Genomic DNA, 17,714 nt, shown 5'->3' on the forward strand with positions numbered 1-17,714 from the left:
TTGCCTTGGTAGAATTGCGCGATGAAAAAAATTGTCATCTTGATTTCCGGGCGAGGCTCCAATATGGAAGCCATCGTCCGTGCCTGCGCGGGTGGCGGCTGGCCCGCCCGGGTGGCGGCAGTACTGTCGAACCGGCCGGACGCCGCCGGGCTGCAATTCGCGCAGCAGCATGGCATCGAAACCGGCGTGGTCGACCATCGCCAGCACCCTGACCGTGCCGCTTTTGATGCGGCTTTGGCCGAGGCCATCGACGCCCACGCGCCCGACCTGGTGGTATTGGCCGGTTTCATGCGTATACTCACGCCCGGCTTCGTCGACCGCTATGCGGGCCGGCTGCTGAATATCCATCCGTCGCTGCTGCCATGCTTCCCGGGCCTGAACACCCACAAGCAGGCGCTGGACGCCGGCGTCAAACTGCATGGCGCCACCGTGCACTTTGTCACCCCAGAACTCGACCATGGCCCGATCGTGATCCAGGCTGCACTTGATGTGCAACCCGCGGACACGCCCGAGAGCCTGGCCGCGCGCCTGCTCGAATGCGAGCACGTGATCTATCCCCGCGCCGTGCAATGGTTCGTCGAGGACCGCCTGCAACTGCAGGACGGCGTAGTCAACGTTATCAACCCGGCCGAATCGCAATTGCTGATGGCCATCTCCGCCGATACCCCGGCGGGAGGAGTCAAGGCATGAGTCGCACCCAGGCAGGAACCCGATCCCCGCGCAGCGAAGGACATGCCCCCGCGCGCAGCAAGGGCAAGGGCAGCCCCATCCGCAAGTCGCCCAATGCCAACGGTGCCCCGGTCCGCTCGCATGGCGGCCTGCATGCCACCCATATCCAGCATATCGACCGCCTGCTGGGCAAGGTGATGCTGTTTGCGCGCCCGGCCGATGCCGTGGTGAGCTATTACTTCCGCGAGAACAGCAAGCTTGGCCACCGCGAGCGCGGCATCATCGCCGAGGCCATCTACGCGGTGCTGCGCCGGCGCGTCGAGTTTGCCCAGTTTGCCGAAAGCGGCACGGGCGCGACCTCGCGCCGGCTGGCGCTGCTGGGCCTGGCCGCGACCCTGGGCCGCGACACGCTGACGCCGTTCCTGCATCCCGAAGAAGCCGAGTGGCTGGACCGCCTGACCACGATCGAGCGCTCCAGCCTGGCGCCGCGCGTGCGCGCCAACCTGCCCGAGTGGCTGTACGACGAACTGGTGCGCGGCCACGGCGAGGCCTTCGCCGCGGCCCTGGGCGACGCGCTGCTGCGCCCGGCGCCGCTGGACCTGCGCGTCAACCTGGCCAAGACCAGCCGCGAGGCCGCGCTGGCCGAGCTGCACGCCGCCGGCCTGGGCGCCGAGCCCACGCCGATGGCGCCGGCCGGCATCCGCATGGCCGGCAAGCCGGCACTGAACCAGTTGCCGATCTTCGTCAACGGCCTGGTCGAGGTGCAGGACGAGGGCAGCCAGCTGCTGTGCAACCTGGTCGCACCCAAGCGCGGCGAGATGGTTGTCGACTTCTGTGCCGGCGCGGGCGGCAAGACCCTGGCGCTGGGCGCGGCGATGCGCTCGACCGGCCGGCTCTATGCCTTTGACGTATCGGAAAAGCGCCTGGCCAACCTGAAGCCGCGGCTGGCGCGCAGCGGGCTGTCCAACGTCCATCCGGTGCTGATCGACTCCGAGCGCGACGCCAAGATCAAGCGCCTGGCCGGCAAGGCCGACCGCGTGCTGGTCGACGCGCCCTGCAGCGGCCTGGGCACGTTGCGCCGCAACCCCGACCTGAAATGGCGGCAATCGCCGGAGTCGGTGCTGGAACTGACTGCCAAGCAGAGCGCGATCCTGGACTCGGCCGCGCGGCTGGTGAAGGGCGGCGGCCGCGTGGTCTACGCGACCTGCAGCGTGCTGGAAGCCGAAAACGAGCAGATCGTGCGCGACTTCCTGGCTGCGCACCCCAACTTCCGCCTGGTGCCGGCCGCCGAAGTGCTGGCCGAGCAGAAGATCGAAGTGACCGGGCTGCCGGACAACGGCATGTTTGCCCTGTATCCGCACCTGCACCAGACCGACGGGTTCTTTGCCGCGGTGCTGGAACGCACCAGCTGAACGCCGGTGCCTGCCGGGCCGCCCGCTGATCGCGCGGGCGGCCGCGCCAACCCTGAGTTTCCTCGATGAACGGTGAGACCCTGTCCGACCTGGGGGGCCTGAAAGACCTGAAGGCCTCCCCTTCCATGTTCGGCAAGATGCTGGACGACCTGATCCGCGACGCAGGCGGGCCGGGCTTCTTCTGGCAGTTGCTGGTGCTGGCCGGCTGCCTGCTGGTGGCATGGCCGCTGGCGCGCTTCGTGGTGCGGCGCCTGGAAGCGCGCTACCAAGGCTCAAGCTTTTCCGTGCGCTTTGCCGCCGCCAGCCTCGAGCGCGCCATGTTCCCGCTGGCCGGCTGGGTGCTGGTGCTGATGGCCCGCTTTGCGCTGGAGCCGCTGATCCCGATCAGCGTGCTGCGCCTGGCGCTGGTGCCGCTGTTCGGCATCACCTTCCTGAATTTCACCTTCTATGTGCTGCGCCGGGTGATGTCGGGCAGCGGCCAGCTGCATGGCATGCTGCTGCTGGTGGAGAAGGTGCTGACCACGCTGGTGTGGGCCGGCATGGCGTTGTACGTGCTGGGCGTGCTGGCGGACGTGGTGGCGTGGATGCAGGGCGTGCGCTTCGCGATCGGCGGCAAGCAGAAGATCAGCCTGGCCGAGACCCTGATGGCAGTGGTCTGGATCCTGCTGACGGTGCTGGTGGCGCTGTGGTTCGGTTCCTGGCTGGAAGAGCGGCTGATGCGCTCGGCCAACCTCGACGGCAACCTGAAGGTGGTGCTGACGCGCATCTCCAAGGCCTTGCTGCTGCTGGTGTCGCTGCTGCTGAGCCTGTCGCTGGTGGGGATCGACCTGACCGTGCTGTCGGTGTTCGGCGGCGCGCTGGGCGTGGGCCTGGGGCTGGGTTTGCAGAAGATCGCCAGCAACTACATCTCCGGCTTCATCATCCTGCTGGACCGCTCGGTCAAGCTGGGCGACCAGATCACGGTGGACAAGTACACCGGCATCGTGTCGCAGATCCGCACCCGCTATACGGTGGTGCGCAACGGCGATGGCGAAACCCTGGTGCCGAACGAGCAACTGGTGGCGCAGCCGGTGCAGAACCATTCGTTTTCCAATACCAATGTGCGCGTGGCTACCCGGGTGCAGGCAGACTACAACGCCGATCCGGAAACGGTGATCACGCTGCTGACCGCATGCGTGCGCGACCTGCCGCGCGTGCTGCCCGACCCGGAGCCCGCCGCTTTCCTGGTGCTGTTTGCCGACAGCGGCATCGAGTACGAGGTTGCGGTCTTCGTGGCCGATCCGCAGAACGGCAAGCTGGGCGTGCAGTCGGCGATGAACCGCGCGATCTGGCGCACGCTGCGCGAGCATGGGATTTCCATCCCCTATCCGCAGCGTGAACTTCGCGTGCTGGGCGAGGCACCCTTGCCCGGCAACGATCTGCCCCCATCTAAGGGGGTAGCGGATGCAGCGAATGCGGCGAGTGCCGCATAGACCGCAAGATGGGCGCAGCATGCGCCACTCACGGAACGAAAACTGTGGCGCCCCGTCCAAATCCGGGAAATAGCGTATGCTTGCGCGTCGCGCGATCCGGTAGAATGCCGGGTTGTCGCGGGTTGCAGCCTCAGGTTGCAGCGCACGCTCCCACATCAGACAGCCGCCAGATTGCAGCGGCTCGTACCTTGTCCCGCCAGCGCAGGGCCATCCCGGCGCCGGCGCGAGACTCGTGTGCCTGGGAGCCCGGAATGACTTCGGGTCCCGTGGCAGGCGCCAGAAAGCTATCGCAATCACTTGGATTCGCAGCCTTTTTTCTGCGCGTTGCGTGCACCGGCCCCGCCGGGCTGCACGGGAAAGTCCCTGTTTAACCGACGGAGAACAGTTTGTTCGACACTATTCTTGACTGGGCCGCCAACGGCCTTGCCAACTGGACCTGGTGGGAGATCGTCATCTACACGCTCGTGATGACGCATATCACGATCGCCAGTGTCACCATCTTCCTGCACCGCTGCATGGCGCACCGGTCGCTGGATCTGCACCCGATCGCCCAGCATTTCTTCCGCTTCTGGCTCTGGCTGACCACGGGCATGGTCACGCGCGAGTGGACCGCCATCCACCGCAAGCACCACGCCAAGTGCGAAACCGAAGAAGATCCGCACAGCCCGCAGACCCGCGGCATCCGCAAGGTGCTGCTGGAGGGAGCGGAGCTGTATCGTGCCGAATCCAAGAACAAGGAAACCATCGCCAAGTTTGGCCATGGCTGCCCCAATGACTGGGTCGAGCGCAATGTGTACTCGCGCTTCGGCTGGCAGGGTGTCGGCCTGATGCTGATCATCGACCTGGCGCTGTTCGGCGTGATCGGCATGACCGTTTGGGCCGTGCAGATGCTGTGGATCCCGATCCATGCCGCCGGCATTATCAATGGCCTGGGCCACTGGTGGGGCTATCGCAACTACGATTGCGAGGACGCCTCGACCAACGTGTCGCCGTGGGGCCTGATCATTGGCGGCGAAGAGCTGCACAACAACCACCACACCTACCCGACCTCGGCCAAGTTCTCGATCAAGTGGTATGAGTTCGATGTGGGCTGGGGCTATATCCGCGCGATGCAGGCAGTCGGCCTGGCCAAGGTCAAGAAGACTCCGCCCAAGGCACGCCTGGTGGAAGCCCGCCCGGTTGACCACAACACGCTGGAAGCGATCATCGCCAACCGCTATGACGTGATGGCGCGCTACGCCAAGGCCGTCAAGGGCGCGTTCCGCCAGGAACTGGAAAAGCTCAAGGAAGGCCGCGTGGCCGAGTACCGCAGCTTCAAGCCCGCCAGCAAGTGGTTCCACCGCGAGGAAACCAAGCTGGCCGCGCCGCAGCGCGAACAGCTAGCCAGCATCGTGGAACAGAACAAGGCGCTGCAGACCTTCGTCGAAATGCGCCGTGAACTGGCCGCCATCTGGGGCCGGTCCAACCTGACGCGCGAGCAGCTGCTGCAGCAGCTGCAGGCCTGGTGCCATCGTGCCGAGGCCAGTGGCATCCAGGCGCTGCAAGATTTCTCGCTGCGCCTGCGCCGCTACGCCTGATACAATCCGGCCGCGCCGTATGGTTTGACAAAGCCCCGCCCATGGCGGGGCTTTTGTTTTAGATAAACTCCCCAATATTCTGGCCGGGCCGCATCCTTGCTGGCGAAGGTCTAGAGGAGTACCGGAGATGACCCCACAATCGATCAAGACCGTCGAGTTCGAAAAGCCGAACCTGGCGGATGCCGAAAACGCCACTGGCAGCAGCTGCGTGGCCCATGCCTGGGCCAAGGTGCCGCCGGTGCTGACGCCCGACGAGCGCCAGTCCCTGAAGATGCGTATTCGCCGCCTGCTCAAGGAGCGCAATGCGGTGCTGGTGGCGCACTATTACGTCGACGCCGACCTGCAGGACCTGGCCGAGGAAACCGGCGGCTGCGTCTCCGACTCCCTGGAAATGGCCCGCTTCGGCCGCGACCACGAGGCCCGGACCCTGGTGGTGGCGGGCGTGCGCTTCATGGGCGAGACCGCCAAGATCCTGAGCCCCGAGAAGACCGTGCTGATGCCGGACCTGGACGCGACCTGCTCGCTCGACCTGGGTTGCCCGGCCGATGAGTTCGCCGCCTTCTGCGATGCGCACCCGGACCGCACCGTGGTGGTCTACGCCAACACCAGCGCCGCCGTGAAGGCGCGCGCGGACTGGATGGTGACCTCCAGCATCGGCCTGAAGATCGTCGAGCACCTGCATGTGCAGGGCAAGAAGATCCTGTGGGCGCCGGACAAGCACCTGGGCAGCTATATCCAGAAGCAGACCGGTGCCGACATGCTGCTGTGGCAGGGCTCGTGCCTGGTGCACGACGAGTTCAAGGGCATCGAGCTGGACCTGCTGCGCCGCGAATTCCCCAACGCCAAGATCCTGGTGCACCCGGAATCGCCGGAAAACGTGGTGGCACAGGCCGACGTGGTCGGCTCGACCTCGCAGCTGATCGAGGCCGCACAGAAGCTGGACGCGACCGAGTTCATCGTCGCCACCGACAACGGCATCCTGCACAAGATGCGCATGGCGGCGCCCGGCAAGCACTTCATTGAAGCGCCCACGGCCGGCAACAGCGCGACCTGCAAGAGCTGCGCGCACTGCCCGTGGATGGCCATGAACGCGCTCACCAACCTGGCCGAGGTGCTGGAAACCGGCCGCAACGAGATCCATGTCGACCCGGTGATCGGGCGCCAGGCGGTGACCTGCATCAACCGCATGCTGGACTTCGCCGCCGCGCAGAAGCGCAATGTGCGTCCGTCGGCAGACCTGGCCAAGGAACAGGCGCTGTTCCAGGGGATTGGCCCGGCATGAGCGTGAATTCGATTTTCGACAGCTACGGCCCGGCGCTGCAGGCAGCGCTGCAAGCCAATGTGCAGGCCGCCATTGACGAGGATGTCGGCAGCGGCGACCTGACCGGCCTGCTGGTGCCTGCGGCCAAGGCGGCACGCGCGCGCGTGATCGTGCGCGAGTCCGCAGTGCTGTGCGGCCAGCCGTGGTTCGATGCCTGCATGCGTGCGGTCGACCCGGCGCTGGAAGTGCACTGGCTGCAGCAGGAAGGTGCCCGCATGGCGCCCGATTCGGTGGTCTGCGAGATCACCGGCCCGGCGCGCTCGCTGCTGACGGCGGAGCGCCCGTCCCTGAATTTCCTGCAACTGCTGTCGGGCGTGGCCACCGCCACGCGCCGCTATGCCGACCTCATCGCCGGCACCCGCGCGCGCGTGCTGGACACGCGCAAGACGTTGCCGGGCCTGCGCCTGGCGCAGAAGTACGCGGTCCGCATCGGCGGCGGCGAGAACCAGCGGCTGGCGCTGTACGACGGCATCCTGATCAAGGAAAACCATATCGCGGCGGCTGGCAGCATCAGCGCGGCCATGCAGGCGGCGCTGGCGCTCGATACCAGGGCGTCGGTGCAGATCGAGGTGGAAACGCTGGCCGAACTGGAAGAAGCGCTTGCGGCCGGTGCGAAGTCGGTGCTGATCGATAACTTCACCGTGCCGATGATGCAGGATGCGGTCAGGATCAACCGGGGCAGGGCGCTGCTGGAGGTGTCGGGCGGCGTCAATGCCGATACTATCCGCACCTTTGCCGAAACCGGCGTGGACCGGATCTCGGTTGGTGCGCTGACCAAGGACGTGCGGGCGACGGACTATTCGCTGCGGATCATCGGCTGACGCTTCGCGCGATACCAGCAAAACGGGGTGGGGCCTTGCGGCCCCACCCCGTTTTGCTTTGCCTGGCCAGCCGTCAGCGCTTCCTTGTGGCTGGCGGCTGAATCACCGTCGGCAGCGCCTTGGGCAGGGTATCCGGATAGTCCCGGCTGAAGTGCAGGCCCCGGCTTTCATGGCGCGAGTAGGCGCTGTCCACGATCAGCGAGGCCACTTCGACCAGGTTGCGCAGCTCCAGCAGGTCGCTGGTGACGCGGAAGTTGGCGTAGTACTCGGCGATTTCCTCGCGCAGCAGGCCGATGCGGTGCTGAGCGCGCTCCAGCCGCTTGCTGGTGCGCACGATGCCGACGTAGTTCCACATCATGCGGCGCAGCTCGTCCCAGTTGTGCGACACCACCACTTCCTCGTCGGCATCGGAGACGCGGCTTTCATCCCAGGCCGGCAGCGTGATGTCAGGCAGGCCGGCCTTGTCCTTGGAAGCGATGTCCTCGGCCGCGGCGCGGCCGATCACCATGCATTCGAGCAGCGAGTTGGAGGCCAGCCGGTTGGCGCCATGCAGGCCGGTGCAGGCGGTTTCGCCCACCGCGTACAGATTGCCGATATCGGTGCGCCCGGAGGTGTCGGTGACCACGCCGCCGCAGGTGTAGTGGGCGGCCGGCACCACGGGAATCGGCTCGCGCGTGATGTCGATGCCGAGCTCCAGGCAGCGCGCGTGGATGGTCGGGAAGTGTTCTTTCAGGAAGGATTCGGGCTGGTGGCTGATGTCCAGGTAGACGCAGTCCAGGCCGCGCTTCTTCATCTCGAAGTCGATCGCGCGCGCCACCACGTCGCGCGGGGCCAGTTCGGCGCGCGCATCGTGTTCGGGCATGAAGCGGGTGCCATCGGGCAGCTTGAGCAGGCCGCCTTCGCCGCGCACCGCTTCGGAGATCAGGAAGGACTTGGCGTAGGGGTGGTACAGGCAGGTCGGGTGGAACTGGATGAACTCCATGTTCGAAACCCGGCAGCCCGCGCGCCAGGCCATGGCGATGCCGTCGCCGGTGGCCGTATCCGGGTTGGTGGTGTACAGGTAGACCTTGCCGGCACCGCCCGCGGCCAGCACGGTGTGCGTGGCGGTGAGGGTGCGCACCGCGCCGGTGCTGTCGTCCAGTACGTACAGGCCGTAGCAGCGGTTGCCCGGCAGCCCCAGCTTGCGCGAGGTGATCAGGTCGATCGCGAAGTGGTCTTCCAGGATGGTGATGTTCGGGTGCTGCATGGCCTGCTGCAGCAGCGTGCTGACCACGGCATGGCCGGTGGCGTCGGCGGCGTGGATGATGCGCCGGCGGCTGTGGCCGCCTTCGCGCGTCAGGTGGAAGCCCAGTTCGGCCTGCTCGTCGCGCGTGAACGGCACGCCGCGGTCGATCAGCCACTGGATGGCCTCGCGCCCATGCTCCACGATGAAGCGCGTGGCCTCTTCGTCGCACAACCCCGCACCGGCGACGAGCGTGTCCTGCGTATGCTCGTCATGGCTGTCGCCGGAATCCAGCACGGCGGCAATACCGCCCTGCGCCCAGTCGCTGGCGCCCTGGGTCATGGCGCGCTTGCTGAGGATGGCCACCCGGTGGGTGTCGGCCAGTTGCAGCGCGACCGTAAGGCCGGCCAGGCCGCTGCCGACGATGGCGACGTCGAAATTCATGGTGCGGAGTGCGCTGGGGGGCGCCAGGCAAAAAGGAGGAAACGGGAAAGTCTACACCTGAAGCGCCATCCCGCGCATCAGCGCGTCGCGTGGGGGTGGGCGCTTATCGCCGCGCGGGCCTGCGCGGCGCGCAGGCAACAAAAAGCCCCGCGGCATGGCGGGGCTTTCTGGCGGGAACCGGGATCAATTACTTGATCTTGGTTTCCTTGTAAGCGACGTGCTTGCGGGCGACGGGATCGAACTTCATGATCTCCATCTTTTCCGGCATGGTGCGCTTGTTCTTGGTGGTCGTGTAGAAATGACCCGTACCTGCGGTCGATTCCAGCTTGATCTTGTCGCGGCCGCCCTTGCTTGCCATGATGTGCTCCTAATTAGACTTCGCCGCGTGCGCGCAGGTCGGCGAGCACGGAGTCGATGCCTTTCTTGTCGATCAGGCGCAGGCCGGCGTTCGAGACGCGCAGGCTCACCCAGCGGTTTTCGGATTCAACGAAGAAACGACGATTCTGCAGGTTGGGCAGAAAACGGCGCTTGGTCTTGTTGTTTGCGTGGGAAACGTTGTTGCCGACCATCGGCGCTTTCCCGGTCACTTGACAGACGCGTGCCATGAAGCACTCCTAAATCTTCTATTCGTGGACAATGTTCGCAACAGATCAACAAAAGGCGCGCGGGCCCGGACTGCAGCGGTTGAGACTTCAGCAAAACGGGCATTATAGACCGGATTCCCTCGCCGAATCAATGCCTTCTGTGCTTTGGCGTTATCCGGTGTTGCTGCGCTGTATATGCCGTGGCGTTGGCGTCACAGCCCGGGCAGGCGGTCGCAGCAGTCGGCCAGCGAGCGGATTTCCTGGCCGGCCACGATGAAATGGTCGAGCAGCCGCACGTCGATCAGATCGAGGGTGCGCGCCAGTTCGTGGGTCAGGCGGATGTCGCTCTGGCTCGGCGCGGTGGTGCCGCGCGGGTGGTTGTGCGCGACGATGATGCCGGCCGCATTATGCACCAGGGCCTGGCGCGCCACCTCGCGCGGGTAGACGGCGGTGCGCGTCAGCGTGCCGCGGAACAGTTCTTCACTGGCCACCATGCGGTTGCGCGGATCCAGGAACAGGCACAGGAAGACCTCGTGCGGCAGCGGCGCCAGCGTCAGGCGCAGGTAGTTGCGCACCGCCGCCGGGCCGTCGAAGCCGGTGGGCAGGCGCAGCGATTCAGCCAGCGCGCGCCGGGCCAGCTCCGGAATGGCCTGCAGCTGGGCATACTTGGTTTCGCCCATGCCCCGGACGCTTGTCAGTGCGCGCCCCTCGGCCGCGAACAGGGCTGTCAGCGAGCCGAAGCGGTGCAACAGCTCGCGTGCGAGGTCCACGGCACTTTTTCCGGCAGCGCCCACGCGCAGCAGGATGGCCAGCAGCTCGGCGTCGGACAGGGCGGCGGCGCCGCTTTCCATCAGTTTCTCGCGGGGCCGCTCGCAGGCGGGCCAGTTGGCAATGGTCATGAGCACTCCAGGGTAGTCACGCCGTGATGAGGGTGAGGCCGGGCCCGGGGCGGCGGGCAATGGGCCAGTCGAATACAATACGGGTTGTTGACCGGTTGATCACCCATGAATTTGCAAACTTTCGCGTCGGAAACCGACGGCGGCACGGCTGGCCGCAAGACTGTCCAGGCCGACTCTTTCCTGACCCTGCACTACAGCATCGCGCTCGAGAACGGCACCGAGGTCGTCAGCACGTTCGAGGAGAAGCCCGCCACGCTGCTGCTCGGCCAGGGCCAGTTCGCGCCGACGCTGGAGCAGGCGCTGCTCGGCATGCCCGAAGGCGAGCGCATGACCTACCGGCTGGCGCCGGAGCAGGCCTTTGGCCCGCGCAACCCCGAGCTGCTGCAGTGGGTGTCGCTGGCCACGCTGCGCGAGAACAGTTCCTTCGAAGAGGACTACAGCCCGGGCGACCTGGTTGAGTTCAACGCGCCCGGCGGCGGCAAGTACGCGGGTGTGCTCAAGGAGTTCGGCGAGACCGCCGCGCTCTTTGACTTCAACCATCCGCTGGCCGGGCAGACCATCCTGTTCGACGTGCAGCTGATCGGCATTCTCTGAGCGCGCCGCACGTGTGCCGAACCATCCTGATACCGCAGCATGCCTGACCTGACCCCCGCACCCGACGCAGAAATCCTGATGGCGCAGCCGCGCGGCTTCTGCGCCGGCGTGGATCGTGCCATCGAGATCGTCGAGCGTGCGCTCGAGCGCTTCGGCGCGCCCATCTACGTGCGCCACGAGATCGTTCACAACGCCTATGTGGTGGCCGACCTGCGCCGCAAGGGCGCGGTGTTCGTGCGCGAGCTCGACGAGGTGCCCGCGGGCGCCACCGTCATCTTCAGCGCCCATGGCGTGTCGCGCGAAGTGCGTGCCGACGCCGCCGCGCGCGGGCTGCACGTGTTCGATGCCACCTGCCCGCTGGTGACCAAGGTGCATGTCGAGGTGAGCAAGATGCGCGCCGAGGGCTGCGAGATCGTGATGATCGGGCATCGCGGCCATCCGGAAGTGGAGGGCACCATGGGCCAGGCCAGCAGCGGCATGCTGCTGGTGGAGTCGGTGGCCGACGTCGCCACGCTGCAGGTTGCCGACCCGTCGCGGCTGGCCTACGTGACCCAGACCACGCTGTCGGTGGATGAGACCCGCGAGATCGTGGCCGCGCTCAAGGCGCGCTTCGCGCAAATCCGCGAGCCCAAGAAGCAGGACATCTGCTATGCCACGCAGAACCGCCAGGACGCGGTGAAGTTCATGGCGCCGCAGGTGGAGGTGGTGATCGTGGTGGGCAGCCCCAACAGCTCCAATTCCAACCGCCTGCGCGAGCTGGCCGAGCGCCTGGGCGTGCCGGCCTATATGGTGGACGCCCCCGAGCAGGTGCGCCCCGAATGGATCGCCGGCAAGCGCCGCATCGGCCTGACCGCCGGGGCTTCGGCGCCCGAGGCGCTGGCCCAGTCCATCGTCGAGCGCCTGCGTGAGCTTGGCGCGCGCCAGGTGCGCCCGCTTGACGGCATCGAAGAGAACATGGCCTTCCCGCTGCCGCGCGGGCTGCTGCCGGCCAGCGCCGCCGCCTGATCCGGTGCGGGCCGTGCCCGCCTGCCAGCCCCGCCTTGAACAAGGGCGCCGCTTGATGCGGCGCCCTTTGTCTTTGGTACGCCCGATTTGCAGCCGGCCGGCGCGAATAATGCACGGCGATGGTGCAGGTAATACATGGCTGTCCTGCGGATCAGACAAATCAGGGTAATCCCCCGGTTTGGGGTTTTCCCTATTATGGTGCGGCGCTACATTCTGCACATTAGAGAACGGTGCAGCTGAATTTAAATGAAACACCTAATTAATAAAGGCGCATTATAGGTGGTGCCGGCGATGCTTATCCGCCCCATCGGGCGGCGCAGGCACGATTCTTGTAAGTAGGTGAGGCGGCCGCGTCATGTGAGCGGGAATTGCCGCAATCTGTGCATTGGGGAAATTCCCTAGCTCATTTGACCGGTAAATGGTTAAGGATGTTGCGTCGCGTATTGCATCGACTAAGAAAGGGGATACAATGCGCGCGTTTCAAATTGAAACTAAACAAAGGCGGTCCAGGGAAACGTCCGGGAGGCGTTGAAAATCCCTGTCTTCGTGAATCCTAGGAGATCACTCATGCAAATCACGTTTGCCAAGATTCTGCCGATTGCGGCCGCAGTGGCGCTGGTAGCAGCTTGCGGCAAGAAGGAAGAGAAGCCGGCTGATGCGGCGCCTTCGGCGCCGGCGGCAGCCGCTCCTGCAGCGGGCGGCGGTGAAGTCGTCGTCAAGATCGGCCACGCGGCCCCGCTGACCGGCGGCATCGCGCACCTTGGCAAGGACAACGAAAACGGCGCCCGCCTGGCCGTGGAAGAAGTCAACAAGACCGGCCTGGAGATCGGTGGCAAGAAGATCAAGCTGGAACTGATCGGCGAAGACGATGCCGCTGACCCCAAGACCGGCACCTCCGTGGCGCAGAAACTGGTCGACGCCAAGGTCGTGGCAGTGGTCGGCCACCTGAACTCGGGCGTGTCGATCCCGGCCTCGAAGATCTACAGCGACGCCGGCATCGTGCAGATCTCGCCGTCGTCGACCAACCCGGACTACACCAAGCAGGGCTTCAAGACCACCTACCGCGTGGTCGCCACCGATGCCCAGCAAGGCCCGGCACTGGCCAACTACGCCGCCAAGACCCTGCATGCCAAGAGCGTGGCCATCGTCGACGATGCCACCGCCTACGGCAAGGGCCTGGCCGACGAGTTCGAGAAGACCGCGAAGGCGGCCGGCGTGAACGTGGTGGCGCGTGAAGCCACCAACGACAAGGCCACCGACTTCAAGGCCATTCTGACCAAGATCAAGGGCAAGAAGCCTGACGTCATCATGTACGGCGGCATGGACGCCACCGGCGGCCCGTTCGCCAAGCAGGCCAAGGAACTTGGCATCGGCGCCAAGATCGTCGGCGGCGACGGCGTCTGTACCGACAAGGTGGCTGAACTGGCCGGCGATGCCGTGTCGAACATCATCTGCTCGGAAGCAGGCCTGGCCCTGTCGAAGATGGAGACCGGCGCCGAGTTCAACAAGCGCTACCAGGCTCGCTTCAACGCCCCGGTGCAGATCTACGCACCGTTCACGTATGACGCCGTGATGGTCGTGGTCGACTCCATGAAGCGCGCCAACTCGACCGAGCCGGCTGCCATCCTGGCCGAAATGCCCAAGACCAATTACAAGGGCGTGATCGGCAATATCGCCTTCGACGAGAAGGGCGACATGAAGGAAGGCACCATCACGCTGTACGAGTACAAGGACAAGAAGAAGTCCGTCCTCGACGTCGTGAAGATGTAATCTGGGCTTACCGGCCCATCCGAACGGCACCGTGAGTATTTTGCGGTGCCGTTCTTTTTAGCCTCGCCTAATGTAGAAGCATCCTTACCATGGATGGAGCAGGGCAGGTCGCTTACCAGCAAACCAACCACCGCAACGTTACCCATTACACACCATGGTCCCCCCCCGGCATCCACACCATGCCGCAAGGTCCGGGACTGAAGCAGGAGTTTTCATGGATATCTTTATCCAGCAGATCGTGAACGGTCTGGTGCTCGGCAGCATCTATGCGCTGATCGCACTGGGCTACACCATGGTCTACGGTATTCTCGGCATCATCAACTTCGCCCACGGCGATGTGCTGATGATCGGCGCGCTGACCGCCCTGTCAGCCATCCTCGGATTGCAGAAGTTCGCCCCCGGCCTGCCTGAATGGCTGACGCTGGTGATCGCCACGCTGGTCGCGATGCCGGTCTGCGCGATCCTGTCCTATTCGATCGAGCGGATCGCCTACCGGCCCTTGCGCAATGCGCCACGGCTGGCCCCGCTGATCACCGCCATCGGCGTCTCCATCATCCTGCAGACGATGGGCATGCTGATCTGGTCGCGCAACCCGCTGACCTTCCCGCAGCTGCTGCCGTCTGAGCCGATCGACATCGGCACGACCGGCGCCACCATCACCGGCAAGGAAATGGTCATCATCGGCATGGCCGTGATGGTGATGTCCGGCCTGCTGGCCCTGGTCAACCGCACCAAGCTCGGCCGCGCCATGCGCGCCACCGCCGAGAACCAGAAGGTGGCCGGCCTGATGGGCGTGAACCCCAATTTCGTCATTTCCGCCACCTTCATGATCGGCGCCACGCTGGCCGCGCTGGCCGGCGTGATGATGGCCACCAACTACGGCAATGCCCACTTCTACATGGGCTTCATCCCCGGCCTGAAGGCGTTTACCGCCGCAGTGCTGGGCGGCATCGGCAACCTGGCTGGCGCCATGGTCGGCGGCATGCTGCTGGGCCTGATCGAAGCGCTCGGCGCCGGCTATATCGGCGACCTGACCAACGGCGTCTTCGGTTCGAATTACCAGGACGTCTTTGCCTTTATCGTGCTGATCACCGTGCTCGTCTTCCGTCCGTCCGGCATCATGGGCGAACGCGTGGCGGATCGCGCCTGAGGAGAGCGAATCCATGAATACTCCGATTCCATCCACGGCAGCCGTCGCGGCGCCCACCAAGGTGCCGGCCAAGACCCTGGCCGCACTGATTGGCTTCCTGGTGATCGCCCTGTGCGCACCGTTCTTCGTCCAGACCCTGGGCGGCAACTACTGGGTCCGCGTGCTGGACTTCGCGCTGCTGTACATCATGCTGGCGCTGGGCCTGAACATCGTGGTGGGCTTTGCCGGCCTGCTTGACCTGGGCTATATCGCGTTCTACGCGGTCGGCGCCTACCTGATGGCGCTGCTGGGCTCGCCCCACCTGGCGAACCAGTTCGAGTGGATCCAGCAACTGTTCCCCACCGGCATCCACCTGTCGATGTGGTTCGTGTTGCCGATCGCGATCCTGGTAGCCGCCACTTTCGGCGTGCTGCTCGGGGCGCCAACGCTGAAGCTGCGCGGCGACTACCTCGCCATCGTGACGCTGGGCTTCGGCGAGATCGTCCGCATCTTCATGAACAACCTTGACCGCCCGGTCAACATCACCAACGGGCCCAAGGGCATCACCGCGGTGGACCCGGTCCATATCTTCGGCTTCGACTTCTCGAAGTCGCACGAGATCTTCGGACTCAAGTTCACGCCGGTGTTCATGTACTACTACCTGCTGGTGTTCCTGGTCATCGTGATCGTGTTCGTGAGCCTGCGGCTGCAGACCTCGCGTATCGGCCGCGCTTTCGTGGCCATCCGCGAAGACGAGATCGCCGCCAAGGCAATGGGCATCAACACCCGCAACATCAAGCTGCTGGCCTTCGCCATGGGCGCTTCGTTCGGCGGCGCCTCGGGCGCGGTGTTCGGCGCATTCCAGGGCTTCGTGTCGCCGGAATCGTTCACGCTGTGGGAATCGATCTACGTGCTGGCCATCGTGGTGCTCGGCGGCATGGGCCATATCCCGGGCGTGATCCTGGGCGGCGTCCTGCTGGTGGGCTTCCAGGAGTTGCTGCGCGTGGTGGCGGAGCCGATGCAGACCGGCTTGTTCGGCCATGTCATCGTCGATGCCGAAGTGCTGCGCCAGCTGCTGTTCGGCCTGGCCCTGGTCGGCGTCATGCTGTATCGCCCGGCAGGCATCTGGCCGTCGCCGCGCAAGGAAGACCGCCCGGTGGTGCGCCGTGCGGGCAGCGTGGGCCGTTTCTGACCAGGAGGACAACATGAGCAACAACGATTTCCTCCTGTCGGTACAGGGGGTCAACAAGCGTTTCGGCGGCCTGCAGGCACTGTCCGAGGTGGGCCTGCAGATCAAGCCGGGCGAGATCTACGGGCTGATCGGCCCCAACGGCGCCGGCAAGACCACCTTCTTCAACGTGATCACCGGCCTGTACACGCCGGATTCAGGCGAGTTCGTGCTGGGCGGCAAGCCCTACCAGCCGACCGCCGTGCATGAGGTGGCCAAGGCCGGCATCGCGCGCACGTTCCAGAACATCCGCCTGTTCGGCGAGATGACCGCGCTCGAGAACGTGATGGTGGGGCGCCACGTGCGCTCCAAGGCCGGCGTGTTCGGGGCGATCTTCCGCCCGCCCGCGGTGCGCCGCGAGGAAGAGGGCATCGAGGACATGGCGCACGACCTGCTCGACTATGTCGGCATCGGCAAGTACGCCAACTTCACCGCGCGCAACCTCTCCTACGGCCACCAGCGCCGGCTCGAGATCGCGCGGGCGCTGGCGACCGAGCCCAAGCTGCTGGCGCTGGACGAACCGGCCGCGGGCATGAATGCGACCGAGAAGGTGGAGCTGCGCGGACTGCTCGACAAGATCCGCAACGATGGCAAGACCATCCTGCTGATCGAGCACGACGTGAAGCTGGTGATGGGCCTGTGCAACCGCATGACGGTGCTGGACTACGGCAAGGTGATTGCCCAGGGCCTGCCGCACGAAGTGCAGAACAACCCCGCGGTGATCGAGGCCTACCTCGGCGCATCGGCACACTGATGGCCGGAGGACAAGCAATGACACAGACAGTACTGAAGATCTCCGGCCTCAAGGTCGCGTACGGCGGCATCCAGGCCGTCAAGGGCATCGACCTGGAAATCCGGGACGGCGAGCTGGTGACGCTGATCGGCGCCAACGGCGCCGGCAAGACCACCACCATGAAGGCCATCACCGGCCTGCAGGGCTGGGCCAGCGGCGACGTGGAATACATGGGCAAGTCGATCAAGGGCGTGCCCAGCTACGCGCTGCTTAAGCAGGGCCTGGCGATGGTGCCGGAAGGCCGCGGCGTGTTCGCGCGCATGACCATCACCGAGAACCTGCAGATGGGCGCCTACACGCGCAACGACGACGCCGGCATCAAGGCCGACGTCGAGCGCATGTTCGGCATCTTCCCGCGCCTGAAGGAACGCGCCAACCAGCTGGCGGGCACCATGTCCGGTGGCGAGCAGCAGATGCTGGCAATGGCGCGCGCGCTGATGAGCCAGCCCAAGGTGCTGCTGCTGGACGAGCCATCGATGGGCCTGTCGCCGATCATGGTCGAGAAGATCTTCGAGGTCGTGCGCGACATCTCGGGCCAGGGCGTGACCGTGCTGCTGGTGGAGCAGAACGCGCGTCTGGCGCTGCAGGCTGCCCACCGCGGCTATGTGATGGAGTCGGGCCTGATCACCATGAGCGGGGACGCCAAGCAGATGCTCGACGATCCCAAGGTGCGGGCCGCCTACCTGGGCGAGTAAGGCGCGCGCTGCCGCCTCCCACCCCGCCGCAAGAGGGGTGAGGGAGAGGGCAGGCGCACGCAGGCGCAAGGCCTTTCCC

Annotated in this window: 17 protein-coding genes; 13 read left to right on the top strand and 4 right to left on the bottom strand. The window is 65.5% G+C overall.

Going from position 1 to position 17,714, the window contains the following annotated elements:
• Nucleotides 1-21: 21 nt before the first annotated feature.
• The 6 genes from purN (at nt 22) to nadC (ending at nt 7,272) form a co-directional block, all read left to right on the top strand.
• Nucleotides 22-690, top strand: a complete 669-nt coding sequence (gene purN / locus AC3WLE_RS04585) for a phosphoribosylglycinamide formyltransferase (protein WP_492319658.1) — start codon at nt 22-24, stop codon at nt 688-690.
• Nucleotides 687-2,081, top strand: coding sequence for an RsmB/NOP family class I SAM-dependent RNA methyltransferase (locus tag AC3WLE_RS04590; protein WP_492319659.1), 1,395 nt, complete (start codon nt 687-689; stop codon nt 2,079-2,081). Before purN ends, AC3WLE_RS04590 begins: the two co-directional genes overlap by 4 nt.
• A 65-nt stretch (nt 2,082-2,146) precedes the next feature.
• Nucleotides 2,147-3,553: a mechanosensitive ion channel family protein gene (locus AC3WLE_RS04595; RefSeq protein ID WP_492356541.1), complete on the top strand. Its 1,407-nt coding sequence runs from the start codon at nt 2,147-2,149 to the stop codon at nt 3,551-3,553.
• A gap of 386 nt (nt 3,554-3,939) precedes the next feature.
• Complete coding sequence (locus AC3WLE_RS04600; RefSeq protein WP_492319661.1) at nt 3,940-5,130, top strand: DesA family fatty acid desaturase; 1,191 nt, start codon at nt 3,940-3,942, stop codon at nt 5,128-5,130.
• Between the two features lie 127 nt (nt 5,131-5,257).
• Nucleotides 5,258-6,412, top strand: a complete 1,155-nt coding sequence (gene nadA, locus AC3WLE_RS04605; protein WP_492356540.1) for a quinolinate synthase NadA — start codon at nt 5,258-5,260, stop codon at nt 6,410-6,412.
• Nucleotides 6,409-7,272, top strand: a complete 864-nt coding sequence (gene nadC, locus AC3WLE_RS04610) for a carboxylating nicotinate-nucleotide diphosphorylase (protein ID WP_492319663.1) — start codon at nt 6,409-6,411, stop codon at nt 7,270-7,272. Before nadA ends, nadC begins: the two co-directional genes overlap by 4 nt.
• A gap of 73 nt (nt 7,273-7,345) precedes the next feature.
• Here the strand turns inward: nadC and nadB are convergent, their stop codons facing one another.
• The 4 genes from nadB to radC form a co-directional block, all read right to left on the bottom strand.
• Nucleotides 7,346-8,938: an L-aspartate oxidase gene (nadB, locus tag AC3WLE_RS04615; RefSeq protein ID WP_010814981.1), complete on the bottom strand. Its 1,593-nt coding sequence runs from the start codon at nt 8,936-8,938 to the stop codon at nt 7,346-7,348.
• Between the two features lie 187 nt (nt 8,939-9,125).
• Nucleotides 9,126-9,296 carry a 50S ribosomal protein L33 gene (gene rpmG / locus AC3WLE_RS04620; RefSeq protein WP_010814980.1) on the bottom strand — a complete coding sequence of 57 codons (171 nt, stop codon included), beginning with the start codon at nt 9,294-9,296 and terminating at the stop codon, nt 9,126-9,128.
• A gap of 13 nt (nt 9,297-9,309) precedes the next feature.
• Nucleotides 9,310-9,543 (bottom strand): 50S ribosomal protein L28, encoded by a 234-nt coding sequence (rpmB, locus tag AC3WLE_RS04625; RefSeq protein ID WP_006575661.1) that lies wholly within the window; start codon nt 9,541-9,543, stop codon nt 9,310-9,312.
• Nucleotides 9,544-9,734: 191 nt separating this feature from the next.
• Nucleotides 9,735-10,421 (bottom strand): RadC family protein, encoded by a 687-nt coding sequence (gene radC / locus AC3WLE_RS04630; protein WP_492351193.1) that lies wholly within the window; start codon nt 10,419-10,421, stop codon nt 9,735-9,737.
• A gap of 105 nt (nt 10,422-10,526) precedes the next feature.
• On the opposite strand from radC, the gene AC3WLE_RS04635 reads away from it, so the two are divergent.
• The 7 genes from AC3WLE_RS04635 (at nt 10,527) to AC3WLE_RS04665 (ending at nt 17,635) form a co-directional block, all read left to right on the top strand.
• Nucleotides 10,527-11,015, top strand: a complete 489-nt coding sequence (locus AC3WLE_RS04635) for an FKBP-type peptidyl-prolyl cis-trans isomerase (RefSeq protein WP_010814978.1) — start codon at nt 10,527-10,529, stop codon at nt 11,013-11,015.
• 39 nt (nt 11,016-11,054) lie between these two features.
• Complete coding sequence (ispH, locus tag AC3WLE_RS04640; RefSeq protein WP_492319665.1) at nt 11,055-12,020, top strand: 4-hydroxy-3-methylbut-2-enyl diphosphate reductase; 966 nt, start codon at nt 11,055-11,057, stop codon at nt 12,018-12,020.
• A gap of 567 nt (nt 12,021-12,587) precedes the next feature.
• On the top strand, nt 12,588-13,790 hold the full coding sequence (locus AC3WLE_RS04645; protein WP_492319666.1) for a branched-chain amino acid ABC transporter substrate-binding protein: 1,203 nt from the start codon (nt 12,588-12,590) through the stop codon (nt 13,788-13,790).
• 214 nt (nt 13,791-14,004) lie between these two features.
• Nucleotides 14,005-14,940 (top strand): branched-chain amino acid ABC transporter permease, encoded by a 936-nt coding sequence (locus AC3WLE_RS04650; RefSeq protein ID WP_439668224.1) that lies wholly within the window; start codon nt 14,005-14,007, stop codon nt 14,938-14,940.
• Between the two features lie 13 nt (nt 14,941-14,953).
• Nucleotides 14,954-16,111, top strand: coding sequence for an ABC transporter permease subunit (locus AC3WLE_RS04655; protein ID WP_010814974.1), 1,158 nt, complete (start codon nt 14,954-14,956; stop codon nt 16,109-16,111).
• A 13-nt stretch (nt 16,112-16,124) separates the two neighbouring features.
• A complete protein-coding gene (locus AC3WLE_RS04660; protein WP_492319667.1) occupies nt 16,125-16,901 on the top strand; it encodes an ABC transporter ATP-binding protein in 777 nt (258 codons plus the stop codon).
• 17 nt (nt 16,902-16,918) lie between these two features.
• Nucleotides 16,919-17,635: an ABC transporter ATP-binding protein gene (locus AC3WLE_RS04665; protein WP_492319668.1), complete on the top strand. Its 717-nt coding sequence runs from the start codon at nt 16,919-16,921 to the stop codon at nt 17,633-17,635.
• Nucleotides 17,636-17,714 lie beyond the last annotated feature (79 nt).

The organism is Cupriavidus sp. FW306-1B-F12B, assembly GCF_058781795.1.